The sequence below is a fragment of the Blautia sp. NSJ-175 genome (genome assembly GCF_022867815.1).
GTDB lineage: Bacteria > Bacillota > Clostridia > Lachnospirales > Lachnospiraceae > Blautia > Blautia celeris.
Genome location: NZ_JALIFQ010000024.1, coordinates 1 through 20,083 on the forward strand (window position 1 = coordinate 1; position 20,083 = coordinate 20,083).

Here is a 20,083-nt window from a genome sequence, read left to right on the forward strand (position 1 = left end):
TCATTATAAGGTTTTAGGAAAAATGCGATTCCCTTTTTTCCGGAATCGTGATTCCGTAAAAAACGGAATATTGATTTCCATACGCCGGACAGGTGATGGATTTCACCCCGGATTATTCATCTATTGATTCAATAACATCTTTACCTAAAATGTTATTCCAATATTCTAATATTTGAGTATCTTTGATTGGAACATCCTTATAATAATTTCTTTCATAAAAATAGGAATTATTGTCACAATTATTTTTATCCATAATAATCTCCTCCATTATGTAAAAAATTTTGAATTTGCATATGATATCTATGCATAGAAGCCAAACCTATTCATTCAGTAGTCATCATACCTGTGGTTTCATACCACTCTCATAAACTAACAGCAAACAAACATAATTGTTCCCCAGTTACATTCTTTTGTTGATGTACAGAACTGAGACCCATCGGAAACTCTTGGTTCACCAGCACCTGCGGAAAAATTGTTTAAATCCGCCTCTTTAATTTCCTTCATTACATTTCCTGCCGGATTCATGAAATTTTCTGGTCTTGTCATTGGATTTCTATAATTTTTCTTCATAAGGCACGCTCCTAACTGCTTCTTGCATAGATACCATATGTAAATTCAAAATGTCTATATCTATACGATTTAATTTTTCACAAAATACTGCAGGAATACAGAACCCTTCAGGTTCATCCTAAGATATTTATTTTTTCATTTCTCATTTCCTTAAAAGGTTCTGTTAAGTTCACTTGACTAGCAGTATGTATTTTCTCTTCTCCTTCCTTACAAACATATATTAAAATTGTTTATGATTACGGACAACATTTCTTTACATTCAATCCACCATTTTTTACCACCCTTTCCGTCTTGTTTGTTTTACCTTTACTTTTCTTTTTGATTTCATATAAACATTCTTTTTGGTTCTGTTTAGCATTTGAAACAATAGTATGGAAACCACCAAAACCCCAATTATAGACATCGCCGCAGGAGGAATTTTATATGTTATTCCATATTCGCTTCCGCATTTAGGATCAACAAGTATCATTGCAGCCTTGATTGGAAACCAATTAAGCATACTTCCTTCCATTGTTGCAAAATATCCGTAGATGAATGCAACGGCAACTCCCAGCAATGATTTTCCTTCTGCAAAAGCACAAACAATAATAATGGGAAGTACTGATATATACACCAATATGTCAGATACAATAATCTGAGCGGCTGACATCAGCATCATATGAATATTCATTCCAGAAAATCCTAAAAAAGCATTAAAACATATTGACAAAAGAGCGTTAAAAATACTAAAAACTATAGTTAAAAATAAAAGCAGCCAAAATTTAGCAATAAGTAACTTTTTATATGAAATAGGTACTGTTAAAATAGATTTTAATGTATCATCTGTTGTTTCCCTGGAAATAATGTACACAGCGACTAATGTAATAATAATCGGGAAAAATAATGTACAATTACTAATAATTACCTGCTGTATAAAATACTGAAAATCCCATACTTTATTTGTGCTTGCAATTGAATAAAAGCAACTCATTAACACAGATAGCGACATCATAACTAATCCAGCTTTTACAACTGAATATCTTTTAATTTTTAATAACTCTGTTGATATAATATTTCCCATTTAAATTACCTCGTCCATTTTTTATAAAATCTAATCATAAGCATTAAAGATAAGAACAATGTTACTCCTAATACCAAAAATGCATAAATATCTGACGGAAACATAATATATGCTTCTTTTGACAAATTATCTTTTATTACATGATCTACCAGTTTACCGCTTGTCCAGTCCATCGCACATATAACTGGAAATAGATTTAGAAATTTTGCGGTACCTTTCACTGCCATTGTTTCAAATAAACCGATAATTCCCCAATTTAGAATCGAATAAAAAAATGCCAACAATGTAGACACTAAATAGGATTTATTAAAATATACTATTATAACCACAATAGGAAGTGACGCTATCGTTATCACAAGCCCAAATATAATACTAAATCCTAGCTTGTATGCTAAATCATATATAATACCAACCTTCAATATCCATGAAAAGAATATTGTAAATGATACACTCGCCAGGCTAAAAAGAGTACCATATATAAAAAGTACACAGATCTTTGCAAGGATCATTTTGGTAATTGTCACGGGCACTGTTCTAATATTTTTAAATGTATCATTATCTCGTTCCATAAAGAACAAGATTGTCGCAAGCATTCCTATTAAACAAGGTGCAAGGAATACAAGACCATAGCCCTGTGTCATAGTAAAGGATAAATCAAACCTCATTTTCAAATAATGTGTGCTCAGATCACCAGACATCCCGTTCTTAGTTGTCATAACCACAATTAAGGGGAAAAAACATGATAATACAATCAGCATGAGCGTGATTTTCCTTCTTTTCAATTTTGTAAACTCACATCTGACTAAATCAAGCAATTCCTTCCCCTCCTGTCACTTTTTTAAAATAGTCCTCTAAAGTATCTTCACACAAATGAGCGTCCATCACGTCTACTCCTTCTTGAACAAAGGAACGAACTATATCTGGTATTGATATACTGAGATTATACACATTTATATCTTGGTTTCCTGATACCTTAAAATTTGATTCTTTATAATACACTGACAGTATTCTTGCTGCTTGGGCATTATCAGAAACCTTGAAGTGTATATATTTTCCATTTTTTTCTTCTAATTCCTTCATACTTCCCTCTTCAATGAGTACGCCTTTATCAATGATACCAATATCGTCTGCTAAAACAGCAATTTCTGAAAGTATATGGCTAGAGATCAATATAGTTTTCCCTCTATTTTTAGATAAATCTTCTATAAATGTTCTTATTTCTGCGATTCCTATCGGATCTAAGCCATTAATTGGTTCATCCAAAATTAATATTTCTGGATCATGCATTACCGCTAATGCTATAGCTAATCGCTGTTTCATTCCTAATGAATACTGCGAATATAACTTTTTATCTTTATATGGTAAATTAACAAGTTTTAATGCCTGTTCGATAGCATCAGTTCTTGGGATTCCTCTCAATTTCGCAAAAATTCTAAGATTTTCCGTACCTGTCAAATTAGGGTAAAATCCAGGACTTTCAATCAGTGATCCTATTCGAGGTAATATTTTTTTCTCTTCAAGCCTTATATCTCTATTAAAAATACGTATGGAACCTGATGTCGGTTCTATGAGGTTTAGCAGCATTTTCATAGTTGTGGTTTTTCCAGCTCCATTTCTCCCTAAAAGTCCATATATCTTTCCCTTTCTTACATGCATATTTAGATTGGAAACACTTTTCTGTTCTCCATATGTTTTAGTTAAATCACGTGTTTGTATAATGTATTGTGACATTTGGTTTTTCTCCTTTCAGAATCTTCTATGTTTTACAGTATAATATATTTTTCTGACAGGAACCTGACAGAAACCTGACAAGAACCTTGTAATTTATTTAATACGAAAAAGATGATACTCGAACGTATCATCTTTTTTGTTACCTTTGTATAACTGAAAATTCAATACAAAATACTGTTCCTTTACCCGGTTCACTAAATGCACTAATTGTCCCACCCATTTTCTCTAGCAATAATTTTGAAATATTTAATCCCAGTCCATTCCCTTTTCCGGATCTTCCTTTATTACACCGGTATAATCTTTCAAAAATATAATTCAAATCTTCCTTTGCTATCCCTATCCCATCATCACCTATCTCGAGTCTAAATTTACCATTCCCCTCTGATGCTGTTATTGATATGTTTGCTGCTTTGCTATGAGTAAAAATATTCTGCACAATATTATTTATAGCCCTCATATAACAATCCTCATCAATCTCAACAATTATAGCTTTCTCAGGAATTTCTATATTATATCCTATTCGATGTTCTTCTATTATAGGGATCCAATCCAAAAAAATCCTTCTGGTTTCTTCAGTAATGTCAACTGCTTTTATTTCCAACTGTTCCTCATCTGAATTAATCCTAAACCACTCGAATAACACTTCGATATATTTTTTTAAGTCATACGCCTTTTCTTTCGCTAGTCTTAGATATTGTTCCTCTTTATCTGAACTTACCAGTTTTAAATCTAGAGCGTCCAAATACCCTATTAAGGTTGTCATGGGTGTTCTGACATCATGTGATAAACTTGTCATGAGTTGCTTATTTGCTTCCAACTCTATGTTACTCTCTTCGATCCTTTTTTCATATTTATACAATATAGAATTTACTCTAAATCCAACTTGATCTATCCTATTATTTTTTTTCAATAGAAACTTTTGTTTGCTTTGACCTTTCTCTATTTCTAAAAGTATTTGATTGAACTCTTTTAGTCTTCTATTAATTTTAAACACATAAAGTGTCAATCCCAAATTATAAAATAAAAGTATGACTAGCACCACATAAAATAATTTCATTTATCTCATAACTCCTTATTGAATCTATATCCAAGACCTCTTACAGTCTGAATATACGAATTTTCTGCTGTTCGCTCTATTTTCTTTCTCAATCTGCTAATAACTGCCATTATGTTATCATCATCATATACATACTCTTCGTTCCAAACATTTTCGTATATTTGTTTCTTCGTGAGAATTTTTCCTTGATTTTTTGCAAGATATATAAGTACATCATATTCTTTTGCAGATAATTTAAGCTCTTCACCAGACAATTCTACTATGCCACTTTCTAAGTCAATTCTTAAATCGCCATATTTCAAAATTGCTTTACTAGCCATATTATTTAAACGTGTGTAACGTCTTATTAGAGATAATACTCTTGCAAAAAACTCTTCCATTTCAAAAGGTTTTGTCAAATAATCATCAGCTCCCGCCCGCAACCCTTTTACTTTTGAGGTGCTGTCATCTTTCGCTGTAAGCATTAGTATTGGTACATTACTCATGTCTCGTATTCTTTCTAAAACTTCAAAACCACTGATTCCTGGCATCATCACATCCAATACAACTAATTGATATTCCTTATCTTTTACTGATTTTATCCCATCAAAACCGTTGCATGAAATATCTGCACAAATATTTTCTTGCAAAAGACTCTCTTGCAAGAGTGTACATAAATCCCTATCATCATCAATAATTATAATATCTTTTCTCATCTCAAGCCTCCAGTAATATGTATATCTCTTCAAATTGATTGCAACAATTATATTGGTAATTATTTTATCACTATATTAACCGTTTGTATCTTACAATATTCTTGTAATTCATATATCGAACCATTTTGGCTAACTCTTTATATATCAAATTTTTATTTCTTCATCTCAACTTGACAAACCTCTACAATTAAAAAAAATTCACCCATACTAGAATAATCTGACAACGATTCCAGGTAGGGGAACATATTCTGGTCCGAATCTTAACTATCCCGGGAGATTCCCCAGAAACGCTCTCCATCCATGCAGATGTAAAAATCGTGGAAGGCAACACCAGCAAAGAAAATCTGAAAAGTTGTCGGGTACAGGGAAAATATGCCGGAACGGTGGAAGACATCCACAAAGGAACTGTTTTTGTCCGGTTAGAATTGGGCGTCAACGCCATTGCTCACAGTTGCTACGACAGCCGCACCGTTGGGAAGAAAGATAAGGTGTCCTTTGTTGTGACACATATTGATGAAGAACGGAATGTTGCAGTGGGGATTATCACTCGTATTATTAAACAGAGTATTTAACAGTCCATAATGTGAAAGGTAGGAAATCAACTGAACGCTTTCCTACCTTTTCTGTTATCTTTTCTCACCCTCATACTCAATTTTCAAACCAAAAATATATTGCAGTTTATGAAGCAAAAGAACAAATACAATGCCCATATATTAATTTATAAAATTCTTTTATTAGTAGATATACTCTATTTTATTCTATCTATCAGACTCTCTCTCTTGTAAAAATTAATAATTATATAGGCAAATATCATTTGAACAATAATAAGTATTGAAAAATATACCGTCATTTCTTTAAATGGGAAGTGATATATCACTTTTCCAAAAACACTAAAGGAACTAAATACATTACACAGTATAATCCCAAAAATAGTTCCAAAAATCAAAGAAATTGAAATCGAACCAACGGAATATAAGATTCCCTCTTTTACTACTATAGATGATAATTGTTTATCAGTTAGACCTACACATTGTAGCATTCCATATTCTCGTTTACGTGTTGCCATATTTGAAAACAGCATATTTAGCAAATTAACAATACCAAAAATTCCTACAAATATAACTAAACCATAAACTGGCTTTCTATATGCATCTATCCTTTGTTTATATGAAGCAGCAACATCATCTATGGTAGTAAATTGGATAGGCATTTCATTTTGAAACATCTTTCTAATCATATCTTCTGTTTTTGAAACATTTGTATCACTTGTTGTTTTTATACTCAATTGATAAGTTAAATTTAATACATCTTTTCTTAATTCTTCCATATTAGATAAAGGCATATACACCATATTGTAGCCGCCATAATCAGCACCATTTTCTACAATTCCTACAACCTCATATTTTACTGGTACACCCTCGCTATCTAAAATATTAATTGTATCACCAATTTTAACTTCCCAATCCCATAAAGTTTCCCACTCACTTGCTTCCGAAACTACAATTCCATTTTTCTGTTGCATTTTCTTAAAATCTATTTCACCATCTACTAAAAATTTCTTTAAATTAGTAATATCCCCCGATTGTATTCCGTCCACAACAAAAATATCTGTATCGCCATTCGGTAATGTTATGTCACAAACTGTTCCTTTATACTGTTTAATTGATTCGACAGCTTGCATATCCTCTAATTTTTTTAGCAACTCTTGATTTAAAATATTATTTTTTTGTAAATCAAAATATTGTTTACTCGTATAAGACTGTGGTCCGTATGTTCCAAGTTCAATTTTTATTTCACCATTTGGCATTGATTTTTTTGCCATATTATATGGATCAATAGAATTTAAGTAGGAAGAGCTAGCCATAAGAACTATTCCACAAATTCCTAAAGAAAGTATTGTTAAAAACGTTTTTTTCTTATTACGCTGCACACTTAACAATGCTAATCTCCACAATGTAATTTTTTTATATGAATGTTTCCTATTTATATTTACCTCTGTATCTGCAAAATATCGTAATGCTTCTATTGGAGAGGCTGCAGATGCTATTTTTGCTGGTTTATAAAGAGATAACATTACAACAAAATAAACAAACGCACTCGCCATACCTGATATTAAAATAGTATTCACTAAATACCATCCTTTTGGTTGAATAAAGTAAGCTATAATACCCCCAAAAACACATCCCCAAAAACAACCTTTTAGAGTTAAAACATTCCCTTCTATTTTTATTATTTTTCTGATTTGCTTTTTAGTCATACCCAATGTTCTCATCTGTCCATATTTTCCAATTCTCTCCAAAACAGAAACAAAAAATATACTATAAATAACTATACTTGATATAATTGCAATGACTAAACTCACGCCCAAAATAACACTTATATATTGAATACTTTTCTGACTAATAAGAGAAAAATAATAAGATGAATAAACAATGCTATCCTTTGGTACATCTAATTGTTGTGCTATTTTATCAATTTCACTCTTTATTCCGGCTTCGTTCCAGCCTTGAGTATCGTTAATTTTAAAATATATGCTATATAAAGCCCCTGGCATTTTTCTTTCAATCAATTTATCAGATACATATATCGAATGTGTATCTGCAGTACTCTGCATAGGTAAAATTCCTGCAATAACATAGCTTTCTTTTCCATCTCCTAAATCTATCTCTATAGAATCACCTATTTTGGCCTTTGATTGAACCTCTTCTAAATATGAATCAGTTACTACAACTTCTTTTTCCATTTCAGGTAATTTCCCCTTTAATTCGGGATATCTTCCTAACTTTAGTAACGACTCTGTCATTGTTCTTATAGTAATTTTATAAGTCCCCTGGTTTAATGTCCCCAGTGTTCTAGTTTCTCCCATTTCAACATTCTTCATGGCTTTCATTTTATTGACAACCTTAGAATTAACATCCATAAATGTCGCTTGATACCGACCTTCAGCATCTTGAATTGAAAAACGTTGTGTTTGTACAAAATAAAGTGTTACCACTATAATTAATGCTGTTGACAATATTATCGTTAAAATGCCACAAAACTTCTTTAACCTCACACTATTCAAATCCTGTCTTGCTAAATGCCCTATTACCTTTTTTTCATTATTGCCTTTCATTTTTCCTACCTCAATTCTATATAAATTTACGAAAAATCCCATTTTCAAAACCAAATTCTGATTTTGAAAATGGGTTTTTCCTAGCACATCTTACTGCTCTGGTGATAACCAATAAGTACCGTCTAAGCAATCAGTTAAGCAATCTTTTCTCAGTTTACCGTAGCAAATAATGACGAGATCATACGCATTAACTTCTGCCTCTGTTAATTCCTTATTCTCTTTATGTTCCAGCATTTTGACTCCTCCTTTCATTAAAAATTTATATAAATAGTTTTCACTAATTATATACATATCACAAAAATTGCTGATACTCTTCCTCTTCACAAAATTTTATAAATCTTTCCAAATTTATTGCTATATTTTCATTTTTATCAAATATAAACATGCTATATATAAACATAATTTTTCTTAATGTGCAGTCAGAATCTACTCCTTCTTCTATAAGTGCTGGACACATTCCTCCACAAACACAATTAAATTTGCAAGTCTTACATTTTTCATTAGGCATATAAAATAACTTTTCCACATTGTCATTAGACAATATTTTTTCGATCGATTGCTCTATATCCGTCTCTTGTTCTATACTGCCTATTCGATATTTTTCTTTAACCAGAGAATGACACAAATATATATTTCCATCAGGGAAAAAAGCAGCCATTTTTCCAAATGCTGAACATGGATGGCTCAATTCTACCGCATGAAAAAGATTTCCGGCAAAACGTTTATTCGTATAGCCCTTTTCTATGATATATTTAGCAAAATAGCAGTATACCTTTAACCTTTCTTGATAATTTAATAATGGATAACCTCTATCTGCTGCACTCCCTGCATAATCTACAAAATGCAACAAAAAATCAGCATCGTAATATGCAGCCATATCTATGATTTCTCGAAGCAACATCTTTTCCTTTTCATTCTGATATGTAAATGTTAACACTACATCTATTTTGTATTTATTCAATAAAGCAATCTTTTCTTTTAATTGCTCAGTATTTTTATAATGGGCTGTACTAATTTCTATGGAATTAATAATTCCATTAAGGCTTTTAATAGTCTTTTCTGTTAATAGAGTCGCATTTGTCTGAACAATTATTTTTGTATTAATATTTTCCTTCAACTCTTTAAGAATATCTAGTATGTCCTCTAGGACAAACGGTTCCCCACCACTGACTATTAACTTTCTAGGGTTAGCCTTCCTAATTTTATCAATTACATGTTCTTTTACTTCAAGTTGAGACAATTTCTCTTTTTTGATATCCTTATTATTAGAACGCATAGCACAAAATTCACAGTTCAGATTGCAATAATCCGTAACAAATAGATAAATTGTATTCATCTGTTTTTTATTCTCAGGAAATGTCACATCATATTTCTTTCGCATTTTTGAAATTCCATCTATAATTTCCCGAATCTTTATGTCACCCTCTTCTTCAAATTCTTTTTTCTTCATTTTAAAACAAATATTTTTTTCTCTTTGGATAATTAGAACATATTCTCCAATTTCCACCACCCTATATTTATATCCCATACTACAACTCTCTCCTATAATGCTTTCGAAGCATTGCTACTTGTTCTTCACTATATTTTTCTCGAAATATATTGTTTACATGTCGAGTAAGTTCACAGTTAATTTCAGAAGGTATATAACAATTTCCTGTATTTTCGTAATTTCCAAATAAACAACTGCAAATTCTACATTTATTTTCTTTATACTCTTTACACTGTAAACATCTCGTATTTTGCGTTTTCTCTATTTTAATAATTTTTCTTATATACTCTGCATCTAACCCCTTGTCTACACTTCCTATCATATATTTTTTCCCAGTTTCTATACAAGGATATAACTCTCCTTTCACTGTTACAAATAACGAAACCAATCCTGCTTTACAAGGGAAAAAAGGCAAATAATCTGCTACAAAGCCTTCTAACATATCATTATAAAATTTCCATACCCATAGTTGTCCTCTATTTCTAGAAGAAATGTAATACTCAAATGCCTCATCAATTTGCTGAAACAAACAAATTTTATCTTCCTTATTCCATTTCTGATAGGCATTTATCTCCGTTTCTATATATCGAAATCCCAATTCATGTAAATGCCTAAATGAAGCTGAAAATTTAGTATACGTATTAGTATTAATAAGTTGTGCTGCATGTACAGCAATTCCTGTCATTTTCTCAAATTCTTCTTTGTATACAAGTTTTTCTTTAACTTCACTATAACTTCCAACACCATTCACAAATTTCCTGTTTTCATTATGAACATCCTCTAAACCATCTATGCTAATTTTGAATCGTACTCTTTTTTCAATCATAAATTCTATAATCTCTGTTGTAAATACAGTTCCATTTGTAGTGGTACTATAAAAAATATTTAATCCAATTTGTTCGTTTTTCTTTTCTATATAAAAAATAATCTCTTTCAAAAGCCCGAAAGCAAGCAAAGGTTCTCCACCAATAAAATACACACTTAAAGTTTTATCTTTCTGCTTGATGGCCTCACGCATAGCTATATCTATTGCCAATTGTGCTGTTTTCCATTTCATATTCACTTTTTCTTTATTTTCCACGTAGCAATATGAACAATTCAAATTACATCTTTTAGTAATTTCTAATGTTAATGAATACATTTACTCTCCTATCATCTACTAAAAATATAGCTGTTCTATTAAAATTCCTTTCTCAGTCAAAAACCTGTATCTATCATAATACCCCAAAAAAGGATATCGAATATAACAGTGCTTATAAGCATCACGGATATCATATACAAAATTTAGCAAATCCTTTTTAGCTGACATAAAATCGCTATATTTATCAATATCTATAAACAACTTATCGTAATAACCAACTATTTTTTGTGCTTCTAAATTATTTATGTCTATAATATGAACTTTAGAAAAACATTGTTTGATAAATTCTTTTTGCCTCTGGTTATCACTCCTATTAGTTACCAAAATTGCATTTTCAGAATTATTCTGTTTAACGCTACTTATCTGGTTCAGACTAGAAGACATTATTAAATCAACTATATCTTCAATCCCCAGATTTTTGTTTTCTCTAAAACAACTTATTATTCCCGTAAGTTTCGCTGTATACCAACTATTGCCTTGCATCAAATGTTCTTGATCTAACTGTTTAAACGAAACATAAGTCTTATTATTCAATAATAAATTCTGATTTCCACTCCTTTTGAGAATAACATTTCCGTCAAACTCACGCCTAATACCAATAACATTATCATACGATGCAGGATATGCAGTTTGGTTATTATTTGCATGTGCTGCCACTATTGGCACTGGACTTTTTTTACATAAATCATACAGCTCTTTTGAGAATGGAATCTCTACTCCTAAACTAATATTAATAATATCTACATTTTTTTCAATTAATGCTTCCAAACTTCTGTAAAGTAGTTCTCCCTCATTCCCAGCATTGCCACCTATTATATTATAAAGTAATATCTCAGACGTAGGATTTTCCAACAAAATACATGCACATACATATTCCGCATGAGAAAATGGGAAATTTTTATTTTTAATGCAATATCCTGGATTCATTCTTTTTATTTCTATCTTTTTGCCATAAAAAAACGGGTGTTGAAATATGGCATCTGAATCAATCACACCAATCCTCATTATACTCATTCCCCCTTTCATTTTAGATCTTATTCCATACGTTCATTCTCTTTTTTAAAATTCATATTCACATAAACATAAATCCTAATCCCCGAAGCTATATCCCAGTATCAATCTATATGCTTATTTTTTATGTTCAACTATCTAAGACATTTTCAATATACCCTTATTCTTTTTTTTAGTAATATTTTTTGTCTACATTGTCTTTTTTCTTTCCTCGTTGGCGCATACTATTCCTTTTTATGTCCCAACTTGGCACACTTCTGCGATTTACAGGGAAATCTACCCATGTTAGAATGATACTGTCAAAATTATATGTAGCGAAAACGTAGCTTTCCAGGGAATGCCTCTTCTCTGGTACAAGCTGCGTTTTTTAGTGCATGGAAAGGAGTATCACAACTAAATATAGAATAAGCGTTCCTCCGTATTGACCGGATTGAAGCTTTTATGAGGCAGGAAAACTATAAGCCAGGGCAAAGTGAAAGATCTCACTTTGCCCTCTTTTTATGAAGGAGGTTCATTTACTTGAAAAACCATGTACACAAAGAAGCCCCACCGGGCATGAAACATCATCGGAACTATGGAAAATATCTCTATACTGCCTTCCTCGCTTTCACTCTGATTGCCTGTAATGTACAACCCGTTATGGCTGCTACCATCTGGGACAAAGCTTCAGAAATCATGAAAGACGTATATAACCAGATTATTCTGATTTCCACCATTGCGGCTGTTGTAACTGCATCGGTTGCTTTGCTCTTGATGAATTTTTCCAAATCTGGAAAAACCGTGGATGAATCCAGGGCATGGCTCAAACGAATCATCATTACATGGGCGATTCTCAATGGTCTGGGATTTATCATGGCTTACATTACACCGTTCTTTGCCGGCGGGCAGTGGAATGGATAATGCAGATAAGGAGGTGGCTCTGTCATGGGAATACTTGACGGAATTGTAGAATGGATTGCCGAACAGGTCATGAACATTCTGGATTTGATTACTACTTCTGTTCTGGGTGCACTGGGATGTTCCATGGATACTTTTCTCCGTTATTTTCCAGCAGCGGAAACAATGTACCAGATTTTTCTGGCACTGGCTATCGGACTCATCCTTTTAAACTGGGTTTGGCAGCTTTTTAAGAATTATTTTATGGGGACAGGGATTGATGCTGAAGATCCAATCAAATTATCACTGCGGACATTTATGTTCCTTTTCCTGACATTCTATGCCAAGGACATCGTGGATCTTCTATTGAATATTGCAGGAACCCCGTATAGCTGGATTCTGACTGAAGATCTTCCACCACTGGAATTTGCCAAATTCAATTCTGTGATCACAGTAATCCTGGGGGTATGTGCCAATGGTGCTGTTGCCATTGTTGCCCTCATACTGGTACTGATCCTTGCCTGGAATTACATCAAGCTGCTTTTTGAAGCTGCGGAACGTTACATACTACTTGGAGTTCTGGTCTACACCGCACCTGTTGCGTTTTCCACGGGTGCTTCCCAGGCTACCGGAAATGTTTTTAAGAGCTGGTGCCGTATGCTCGGCGGACAGTTCTTTTTGCTTTTAATGAACGCCTGGTGTTTGCGGCTGTTTACTTCCATGGTCGGAACATTCCTTGCAAACCCTTTATCACTCTAGGAAGGAGGAGATTATGAAACATAAGAAAACACTGCTCTGCAGCCTGCTATTGATTTCTTGTCTGATTCTTGTAACTTCCATGCCGGTCTTTGCCGCTGAACTTACAGAAGCAGAGGTGCAGCAAGCTGTAGATGCACAGGGAAAAGAAACGGTCACCGGTAATGTCTTTATCTGGTTTCTGTGTGCCATTGCTTTTTTGAAGGTTTCTCAAAAGATTGACAGCTTTATGGCAAGTCTGGGAGTCAATGTTGGAAATACTGGTGGAAATATGATGGCTGAACTTTTAATCGCCGGAAGAGGTCTTGCAAGTTCCTTTCGAGGGCATGGAGGTGGAAGCCATAGTAGTTCCCATTCTTCCTCTCCCGGAAGTGCTGCAGTACAAAGTTCTTTCCTTTCCGGAGGATTAGCCGGAGCCGTTGGAAGGCAGACAGAGCGTTCTGCGGTAAATGCAGCCACCGGATATACCGAAGGACCAAGTATCGGAAATGCACTCTATCAGTCTTCCCTTGAAAAGGGCGGAGATTTTGCCAATAACGTTATCAGCAATATTGCTCAGGGAAACTATGGTCAAGTTGGCTCGATCAAAGGTGATGGGGCTGTTTCTGCATTTCAATCCTACATGGGAATTCAAAATGAAGATAAAACAGATCATTCCTATACCAATGTTGAAATTGGCGGCGGCAGGATAACAGGAGTTGAGTCCGGTTCCAATGGAGACAGCCGGGAATTTGCTATGTACCATGCCGATCAATATACGGCTCCTACCCATGGAACCTATGAAACTGTTCAATCTGTAGACGGAGCTACCTGGTACAAACAGTATGCTGAAAATACGGTATCCAAAATTCCTTATGATGCTGGCGATGGAAAGATAGCCTACAACGAATCCATTGTCCAAAAGCTTCCTCCTACTCCTCCAAGAAAGGATCGGATTTAGTGATGGATACAGAACGCTCTGGACTTGACGAAGCAATGGATGTAGGCTCCAGTACCATTTCTCACCTAAAGTCCTTAAAAACAGCAGCCACTTTCTCCAAAGCAGGATATGGTGCAGCCCTTGGCGGGCCTTTTTCAGCAGCGATTGGAGCAGTCATAGCCAACCGGAATCAGTTCGCTAAAATTCTCCTTGTTATTCTCGCCATACTGCTGCTTCCGGTTTTATTTATTGTGATGCTCCCTGGTCTGATCTTTGGAAGTCTGACCGAACAAAGCGATGTACTGAACAGCAACTCTATGATCAGTGAAAACATCCGTGCTTCCCGTGAAGCCATCGTTGAAGTGTTAGAAGAAAGCCATGAAGACATTCTGGCAGAGATCCATGCAGCAATTTCCCGTCTTCCACAAGGTGATACTGCATCCATCAATGACCCCTATACATACAGCATCTCCGTCAATGCCAATCTGCTGATTTCACAATTTTGTGCCAGCCAGGATGACTATAAAAACATCAACCTAAACCAATTAAAGAAACTCATCCGTGAAAACAAAGAAGGACTTTTTTCTTATGATGTAGCAACCGAGACAGTTACCATGGAAGTTACCGTTGATGGCGATGCAGAAGGAGAAGCCGGCACAGAACAGGGGCAGGCACAAACACAGACGGTTACTTTTACGAAACACACCTATACCGTTGTTTATGCTGGAGATTCCTATTTTGCAGACCATGTATTCCATCTTACAGACAAGCAGAAAGAACTTGCCAAAAACTATGCCGAAAACCTGACTGCTTTCTTTGGTACTGCTTCTTCCGGCATAGTAGCTGCTATCAATCTTAGCGATGAGGTATTGTCCTACCGCCCTGCTGTAGAAAGAGCTGCTGCGAAATATGGTATGAGTGATTATGTGGATTTAATTCTGGCAGTCATGATGCAGGAATCTGGCGGACGAGGGCTGGATGTTATGCAAGCAGCGGAAGGTGGATTTAATACCCGCTATCCCCATGTGCCAAATGGGATTACAGATCCTGAATACTCCATTGAATGTGGAGTACAGGAATTAAAATATGCCCTCGACAAAGCCGGCTGTACCGGACCTACGGACTTAGACCGGATTAAACTGGCTCTTCAGGGTTACAACTACGGTTCTGCATACATTGACTGGGCAATGGAGCGTGACGGTGGTTATACCAAGGAAAATGCGATTGCCTACTCTGATATGATGTGTGCAAGACCAAGCTGGCCTTATGACCTGTATGGTGATAAAGAATATGTGGATCATGTCCTTCGGTATTACCAAATTACTGCCAGTGGTGGCAGCTATCCCGCAAACGGTATGCAGATTCCACACTATCTCCAGACAGACTATGGAAACATTCCATACGGCGGGGGTTCCATCGCCAGCAGCGGATGCGGTCCGACAAGCTTTGCTATGATTGCCAGTTATCTTACAGGCACTACCATTACACCTATTGATGCAATATCCTGGTGCGGAAATTCCTATTACAAACCAGGAGTCGGCACTTACTGGTCTTATTTCCAGGCAGCGTCCGATCATTTTGGGTGTGGGGCTGTCACACAGACCAGTGATCCCAACCAGGTACTTCAGGCTTTATCTGAAGGTCATCCGGTCATCAGTTCCCAAAGAGCTGGGCTTTTTACCAGTGGCGGACATTTTATTGTCCTTCGTGGTGTAACGGCTGGAGGTAAAGTATTAGTCAATGATCCCAATGACAGTTCCTCCAAAAACTACATCAACCGTGAATTCGATATGATGACGGAAGTGCATGCAACCGCAAATGCCTATTGGATCTTCGCTAAAAAATAAAGGAGACACTTATGAACAGAAAAAAAGCAATTCTGGCTATCTTTATGATGGCCTTTTTAATTATCATCGGATTTGTCTTTCCCTCCATCTGGAAATCCCAAAAAGGAAACAAAAAATCCGAGACAGAAAATACTCAACACGATAATAATGAAAATACCGAGACAGAACAAGCAGAAAATAACGAATCCATAAGCTTTCAGGATTTTGAAGCTTTGGAAGACTTTTTCTCCAAGGAACAGGTGAAACTTTTTCAGGAAGAACTGACCTCCTATCTTAAAAACGTAAAACAGATGTCTCTAACTTCCATCCGTTTCCTTGCTGATGATACTACCTATCCCAATGCTTCTGATATTAATTTTTCGTTCCAGCTTCCGGATAAGTCCGTTCTTCCTGTGTACTACACTTCCTCTACTGGAAGATTCTTTTTCGGTGAGGAACGTACCCCTGATTCTGGAAAAGAAATCATCTATGAACGTCCGACAGATGACAAACTTCCTTCCATCACAACAGAGGAAATTGAACAGTTGCAAGAAGGCGGTTATGATGATACCTCAGTGAATTCGGAAAAAGCTGCCCCTGTCACAGAAGTTCCGGAAACTCCTTCCATGGAAGAACCAAAGGAGGTGCAGCCATGAACAATACTGAAGAACAACATCCTGTCTTCATCCCTCGCAATTTTATAGAAAAAGGGACCTTTATGGGCGGAATGTTTAAAATCCGTAATGCCATCGAAGGCGGTATCCTGGCAATCCTGATCACCATTCCTGTTATCAATCTGCCTCTGACACTCACTGTCAGGATTATTATTCTCTGTATGACTGCTCTGCCTGCAGCTATGATTTCTCTAATTGGAATCGGTGGGGAAAGCATTACTGCGTTTTTAATGAACGCTCTGCGTTTTCTGAAAAACCGCCGGGTTATTTACCGTATGGATGTACATCCGGAGCCGAAAAAAAAGTACCGGATAAAAAAGCCCCGCAACAAAGAACCAAAAACCAAGAAACGCAAACGGCATCCAAAACAACCTGCAGAATCTTCTTCTGAAGAGAACTGCTCACAGATGTCTTCCGAAGAGGAGACAAAAGAATCCTCTGCTATTAAAAAAAAAGAACGTCGGCAGTTTGATACTTCTACAAAACGTGGAATACGCAAACAGGCTCGTGAAGACATCCGGATTCTTAAATTTGAGTCCCGACAATTAAAAAAAGAACAAAACGTTGCACGTAAAAGTGCGAAAAGGCAGGCAAAACTTGAAAAACAACAGATAAAGCAGCAACTTTTGGAGGAACGAAAAAAAGAAAGAACTGCGAATAAAGCTTCCAACCAGTCATCTGCTGCTTCCGGGAAAAGCAAAAAGAAAAAACGAAAAGAAATCACCTTGGAAGATTATCTTCCTATTGATAAGATTGCCAATGGTGTTATCTACACGACAGACCATCGTTATGTAAAAATCCTGGAGATTGAACCGATCAATTTCCTCTTACGCAGTGCTAGGGAACAACAGGGGATCATTTTCAGCTTCATCTCCTACCTAAAAATCAGCCCTGTGAAACTGCAGATTAAGATGATCTCCAAAAAAGCGGATATCAACAAACATCTGGAACAGTCCCGTTTGGAAATGGAACGGGAATCAGATCCTAACTGCCGGCAGTTACAAAAAGACTATATCCAATTTGTCCGGCAGTTAAGTTCCAGAGAAGCGGTTTCCAGACGTTTTTTCCTAATCTTTGAATACGAACCTTTCAATGTGAATCGGAAGGTGGAGGAAAAGGAAATCCTGGCAGCTTTGGAAACTGCTGCACAGACCGCAAAAACCTTTCTATATCAATGCGGCAACGATGTGCTGGTTCATGACAATGAAGATGAGTTTACAACCGATGTACTCTACACTTTACTGAACCGTACCAAATGTACCGAAACCCCTTTGCCAAAACGGATTAACCAGGTACTGACCCGCTATATGGAATCTGGTCGTGAGCAGGAAGTGGATAACATCCATATCAATGAATTCATTGCACCAGAGTCTTTGGACTTTAAGCACAGTAACTATGTGCTGGTAAATGGCATCTACCATTCTTACCTGCTGGTGCCGTGCGATGGTTACAAAGCAAAAGTAATGCCAGGCTGGCTGTCCCTGCTTATCAATGCTGGCGAAGGAATTGACATTGACTTTTTTCTGCATAAACAGCCCAAAGATAAGATCCAGCAACGTCTTGGACAGCAAATCCGGATCAACCGTTCAAAGATCAAAGATGCCTCTGATACCAATGCGGATTTTGATGATCTGGATTCTGCCATCCGTTCCGGCTATTTCCTCAAACAGGGACTTGCTAATAATGAAGATTTCTATTACATGAATCTTTTGATTACGATTACGGCAGGTGATCTGGAAGAACTGCAATGGCGGATTCAGGAGATGAAAAAACTTCTCATCTCACAGGATATGGATCTGCGGTCTTGTTACTTCCTGCAAGAACAGGGATTTTTATCTTCCCTTCCTCTTGTAAACCTGGATAAGAAGCTCTATGAACTCTCAAAACGAAATGTCTTAACCACCGGAGCTGCCAGTTGCTATCCTTTCGTCAGCTACAGCATTTGCGATGACAACGGCATCCTATTTGGAGTAAATAAGCATAACAACTCTTTAGTGATTGCTGATATTTTTGACTCCAAACAATATAAAAACTCCAATATTGCGATTCTTGGCACTTCTGGATCCGGAAAAACCTTTACCATGCAGACTATGGCACTTCGTATGCGGCGTAAAGGAATCCAGGTATTTATCATCGCACCGTTAAAAGGTCATGAGTTTTATCGGGCTGCCAGAAATGTAGGAGGAACCTTTATCCAGATTTCTCCTGCCAGCCAAAACTGCATCAATGTCATGGAAATCCGAAAAGTAGATAACTCTGTCAATGAGCTGCTGGACGGTCCAACTTTAGACGCATCTGCCTTAGCCAGTAAGATTCAACGTCTGCACGTTTTCTTTTCTCTGCTCATTCCAGATATGAGCCATGAGGAAAAACAGCTTTTGGACGAAGCACTGATTAAAACCTATGCAAGAAAGGGAATCACCCATAAGAATGAATCCCTCATTGATCCCAAACACCCGGATCATTATAAAGCGATGCCAATTCTTGGAGATGTATATGATGTTTTGATGGAAACTGAAGATACCAAACGACTGGCTCACATCCTGAACCGTCTTGTCCATGGCTCTGCTTCCTCTTTTAACCAGCAGACCAATGTAGATCTGACCAATAAATATACCGTTTTGGACATTTCAGAGCTGACTGGTTCCAGTGATCTCTTAACGGTAGGGATGTTTGTTGCTCTGGACTATGTATGGGATAAAGCCAAAGAAAATCGTACCGAAGAAAAAGCCATTTTCGTAGATGAAGTATGGCAGCTCATCGGTGCCTCCAGTAACCGTCTGGCCGCTGAATTCGTTTTGGAGATCGCCAAGATCATCCGGGCATACTCTGGTGCCGGTATTTTTGCAACCCAGGACCTCAACGACTTTTTTGCTCTTGATGACGGAAAATATGGAAAAGGCATTATCAATAACTGTAAAACCAAAATTATTCTTAACATGGAAGATGAAGAGGCACAACGTGTAAAAACCATTCTTCGTCTTTCCGAAACCGAAGTTATGAATATCACCCATTTCCAACGTGGAAACGGACTGATTTCAACAAACAACAATAATATCACTGTGGAATTTAAAGCTTCCAACCTGGAAAAAGAATTAATTACCACAGACCGACAGGAACTCCTGGAAATCTTGAAACGCCAGGATAAAAAAGTCGGTTAATG

At 36.0% G+C, this 20,083-nt stretch carries 19 protein-coding genes; 7 read left to right on the plus strand and 12 right to left on the minus strand.

Annotated elements, in window-relative coordinates:
* Nucleotides 1-112: 112 nt before the first annotated feature.
* The 7 genes from MUB35_RS25185 to MUB35_RS25215 all read right to left on the minus strand — a co-directional run bounded on the left by MUB35_RS25185 (nucleotide 113) and on the right by MUB35_RS25215 (nucleotide 5,113).
* A complete protein-coding gene (locus MUB35_RS25185) occupies nucleotides 113-253 on the minus strand; it encodes a hypothetical protein (RefSeq protein ID WP_244807029.1) in 141 nt (46 codons plus the stop codon).
* A 116-nt stretch (nucleotides 254-369) separates the two neighbouring features.
* Nucleotides 370-570 carry a plantaricin C family lantibiotic gene (locus MUB35_RS25190; protein WP_025580957.1) on the minus strand — a complete coding sequence of 67 codons (201 nt, stop codon included), beginning with the start codon at nucleotides 568-570 and terminating at the stop codon, nucleotides 370-372.
* 274 nt (nucleotides 571-844) lie between these two features.
* Nucleotides 845-1,630, minus strand: a complete 786-nt coding sequence (locus MUB35_RS25195) for an ABC transporter permease (protein ID WP_117843975.1) — start codon at nucleotides 1,628-1,630, stop codon at nucleotides 845-847.
* A 5-nt stretch (nucleotides 1,631-1,635) separates the two neighbouring features.
* Complete coding sequence (locus MUB35_RS25200; protein ID WP_117843974.1) at nucleotides 1,636-2,445, minus strand: ABC transporter permease; 810 nt, start codon at nucleotides 2,443-2,445, stop codon at nucleotides 1,636-1,638.
* Nucleotides 2,438-3,361: an ABC transporter ATP-binding protein gene (locus MUB35_RS25205; RefSeq protein WP_055151469.1), complete on the minus strand. Its 924-nt coding sequence runs from the start codon at nucleotides 3,359-3,361 to the stop codon at nucleotides 2,438-2,440. Before MUB35_RS25205 ends, MUB35_RS25200 begins: the two co-directional genes overlap by 8 nt.
* Nucleotides 3,362-3,500: 139 nt before the next feature.
* Entirely contained in the window at nucleotides 3,501-4,418 is a 918-nt protein-coding gene (locus MUB35_RS25210; protein WP_117843973.1) for a sensor histidine kinase, read from the minus strand.
* 5 nt (nucleotides 4,419-4,423) lie between these two features.
* A complete protein-coding gene (locus MUB35_RS25215; RefSeq protein WP_025580962.1) occupies nucleotides 4,424-5,113 on the minus strand; it encodes a response regulator transcription factor in 690 nt (229 codons plus the stop codon).
* A gap of 317 nt (nucleotides 5,114-5,430) precedes the next feature.
* On the opposite strand from MUB35_RS25215, the gene MUB35_RS25220 reads away from it, so the two are divergent.
* The gene (locus tag MUB35_RS25220) at nucleotides 5,431-5,685 is read left to right on the plus strand and encodes a hypothetical protein (protein WP_226824571.1); all 255 of its coding nucleotides are present in this window, start codon (nucleotides 5,431-5,433) and stop codon (nucleotides 5,683-5,685) included.
* Nucleotides 5,686-5,861: 176 nt separating this feature from the next.
* Here the strand turns inward: MUB35_RS25220 and MUB35_RS25225 are convergent, their stop codons facing one another.
* The 5 genes from MUB35_RS25225 to MUB35_RS25245 all read right to left on the minus strand — a co-directional run bounded on the left by MUB35_RS25225 (nucleotide 5,862) and on the right by MUB35_RS25245 (nucleotide 11,863).
* Nucleotides 5,862-8,228: an ABC transporter permease gene (locus MUB35_RS25225; protein WP_161276371.1), complete on the minus strand. Its 2,367-nt coding sequence runs from the start codon at nucleotides 8,226-8,228 to the stop codon at nucleotides 5,862-5,864.
* A gap of 90 nt (nucleotides 8,229-8,318) precedes the next feature.
* Entirely contained in the window at nucleotides 8,319-8,462 is a 144-nt protein-coding gene (locus MUB35_RS25230) for a hypothetical protein (RefSeq protein ID WP_173684410.1), read from the minus strand.
* A 58-nt stretch (nucleotides 8,463-8,520) separates the two neighbouring features.
* A complete protein-coding gene (locus tag MUB35_RS25235; RefSeq protein ID WP_025580259.1) occupies nucleotides 8,521-9,756 on the minus strand; it encodes a radical SAM/SPASM domain-containing protein in 1,236 nt (411 codons plus the stop codon).
* A 1-nt stretch (nucleotide 9,757) separates the two neighbouring features.
* Nucleotides 9,758-10,858 (minus strand): radical SAM protein, encoded by a 1,101-nt coding sequence (locus tag MUB35_RS25240; RefSeq protein WP_117843972.1) that lies wholly within the window; start codon nucleotides 10,856-10,858, stop codon nucleotides 9,758-9,760.
* A gap of 18 nt (nucleotides 10,859-10,876) precedes the next feature.
* Nucleotides 10,877-11,863 carry a S8 family serine peptidase gene (locus tag MUB35_RS25245; RefSeq protein WP_025580261.1) on the minus strand — a complete coding sequence of 329 codons (987 nt, stop codon included), beginning with the start codon at nucleotides 11,861-11,863 and terminating at the stop codon, nucleotides 10,877-10,879.
* Between the two features lie 525 nt (nucleotides 11,864-12,388).
* Between MUB35_RS25245 and MUB35_RS25250 the strand changes: the two genes are divergently transcribed.
* From MUB35_RS25250 to MUB35_RS25275, 6 genes are read left to right on the plus strand one after another with little or no spacing between them, the layout of a single operon-like run.
* The gene (locus MUB35_RS25250) at nucleotides 12,389-12,769 is read left to right on the plus strand and encodes a hypothetical protein (RefSeq protein WP_025580263.1); all 381 of its coding nucleotides are present in this window, start codon (nucleotides 12,389-12,391) and stop codon (nucleotides 12,767-12,769) included.
* Between the two features lie 24 nt (nucleotides 12,770-12,793).
* Nucleotides 12,794-13,504: a conjugal transfer protein TrbL family protein gene (locus tag MUB35_RS25255; RefSeq protein WP_004223652.1), complete on the plus strand. Its 711-nt coding sequence runs from the start codon at nucleotides 12,794-12,796 to the stop codon at nucleotides 13,502-13,504.
* Nucleotides 13,505-13,517: 13 nt separating this feature from the next.
* Nucleotides 13,518-14,441: a hypothetical protein gene (locus MUB35_RS25260; protein WP_025580265.1), complete on the plus strand. Its 924-nt coding sequence runs from the start codon at nucleotides 13,518-13,520 to the stop codon at nucleotides 14,439-14,441.
* Nucleotides 14,442-14,443: 2 nt separating this feature from the next.
* Entirely contained in the window at nucleotides 14,444-16,267 is a 1,824-nt protein-coding gene (locus MUB35_RS25265; protein WP_025580267.1) for a lysozyme family protein, read from the plus strand.
* Nucleotides 16,268-16,278: 11 nt separating this feature from the next.
* Entirely contained in the window at nucleotides 16,279-16,902 is a 624-nt protein-coding gene (locus tag MUB35_RS25270) for a DUF5038 domain-containing protein (protein WP_025580269.1), read from the plus strand.
* Nucleotides 16,899-20,081 (plus strand): TraG/VirB4 family ATPase, encoded by a 3,183-nt coding sequence (locus MUB35_RS25275; RefSeq protein WP_117843971.1) that lies wholly within the window; start codon nucleotides 16,899-16,901, stop codon nucleotides 20,079-20,081. The genes MUB35_RS25270 and MUB35_RS25275 overlap by 4 nt, the downstream gene beginning before the upstream one ends.
* The last annotated feature ends 2 nt before the right edge of the window (nucleotides 20,082-20,083 follow it).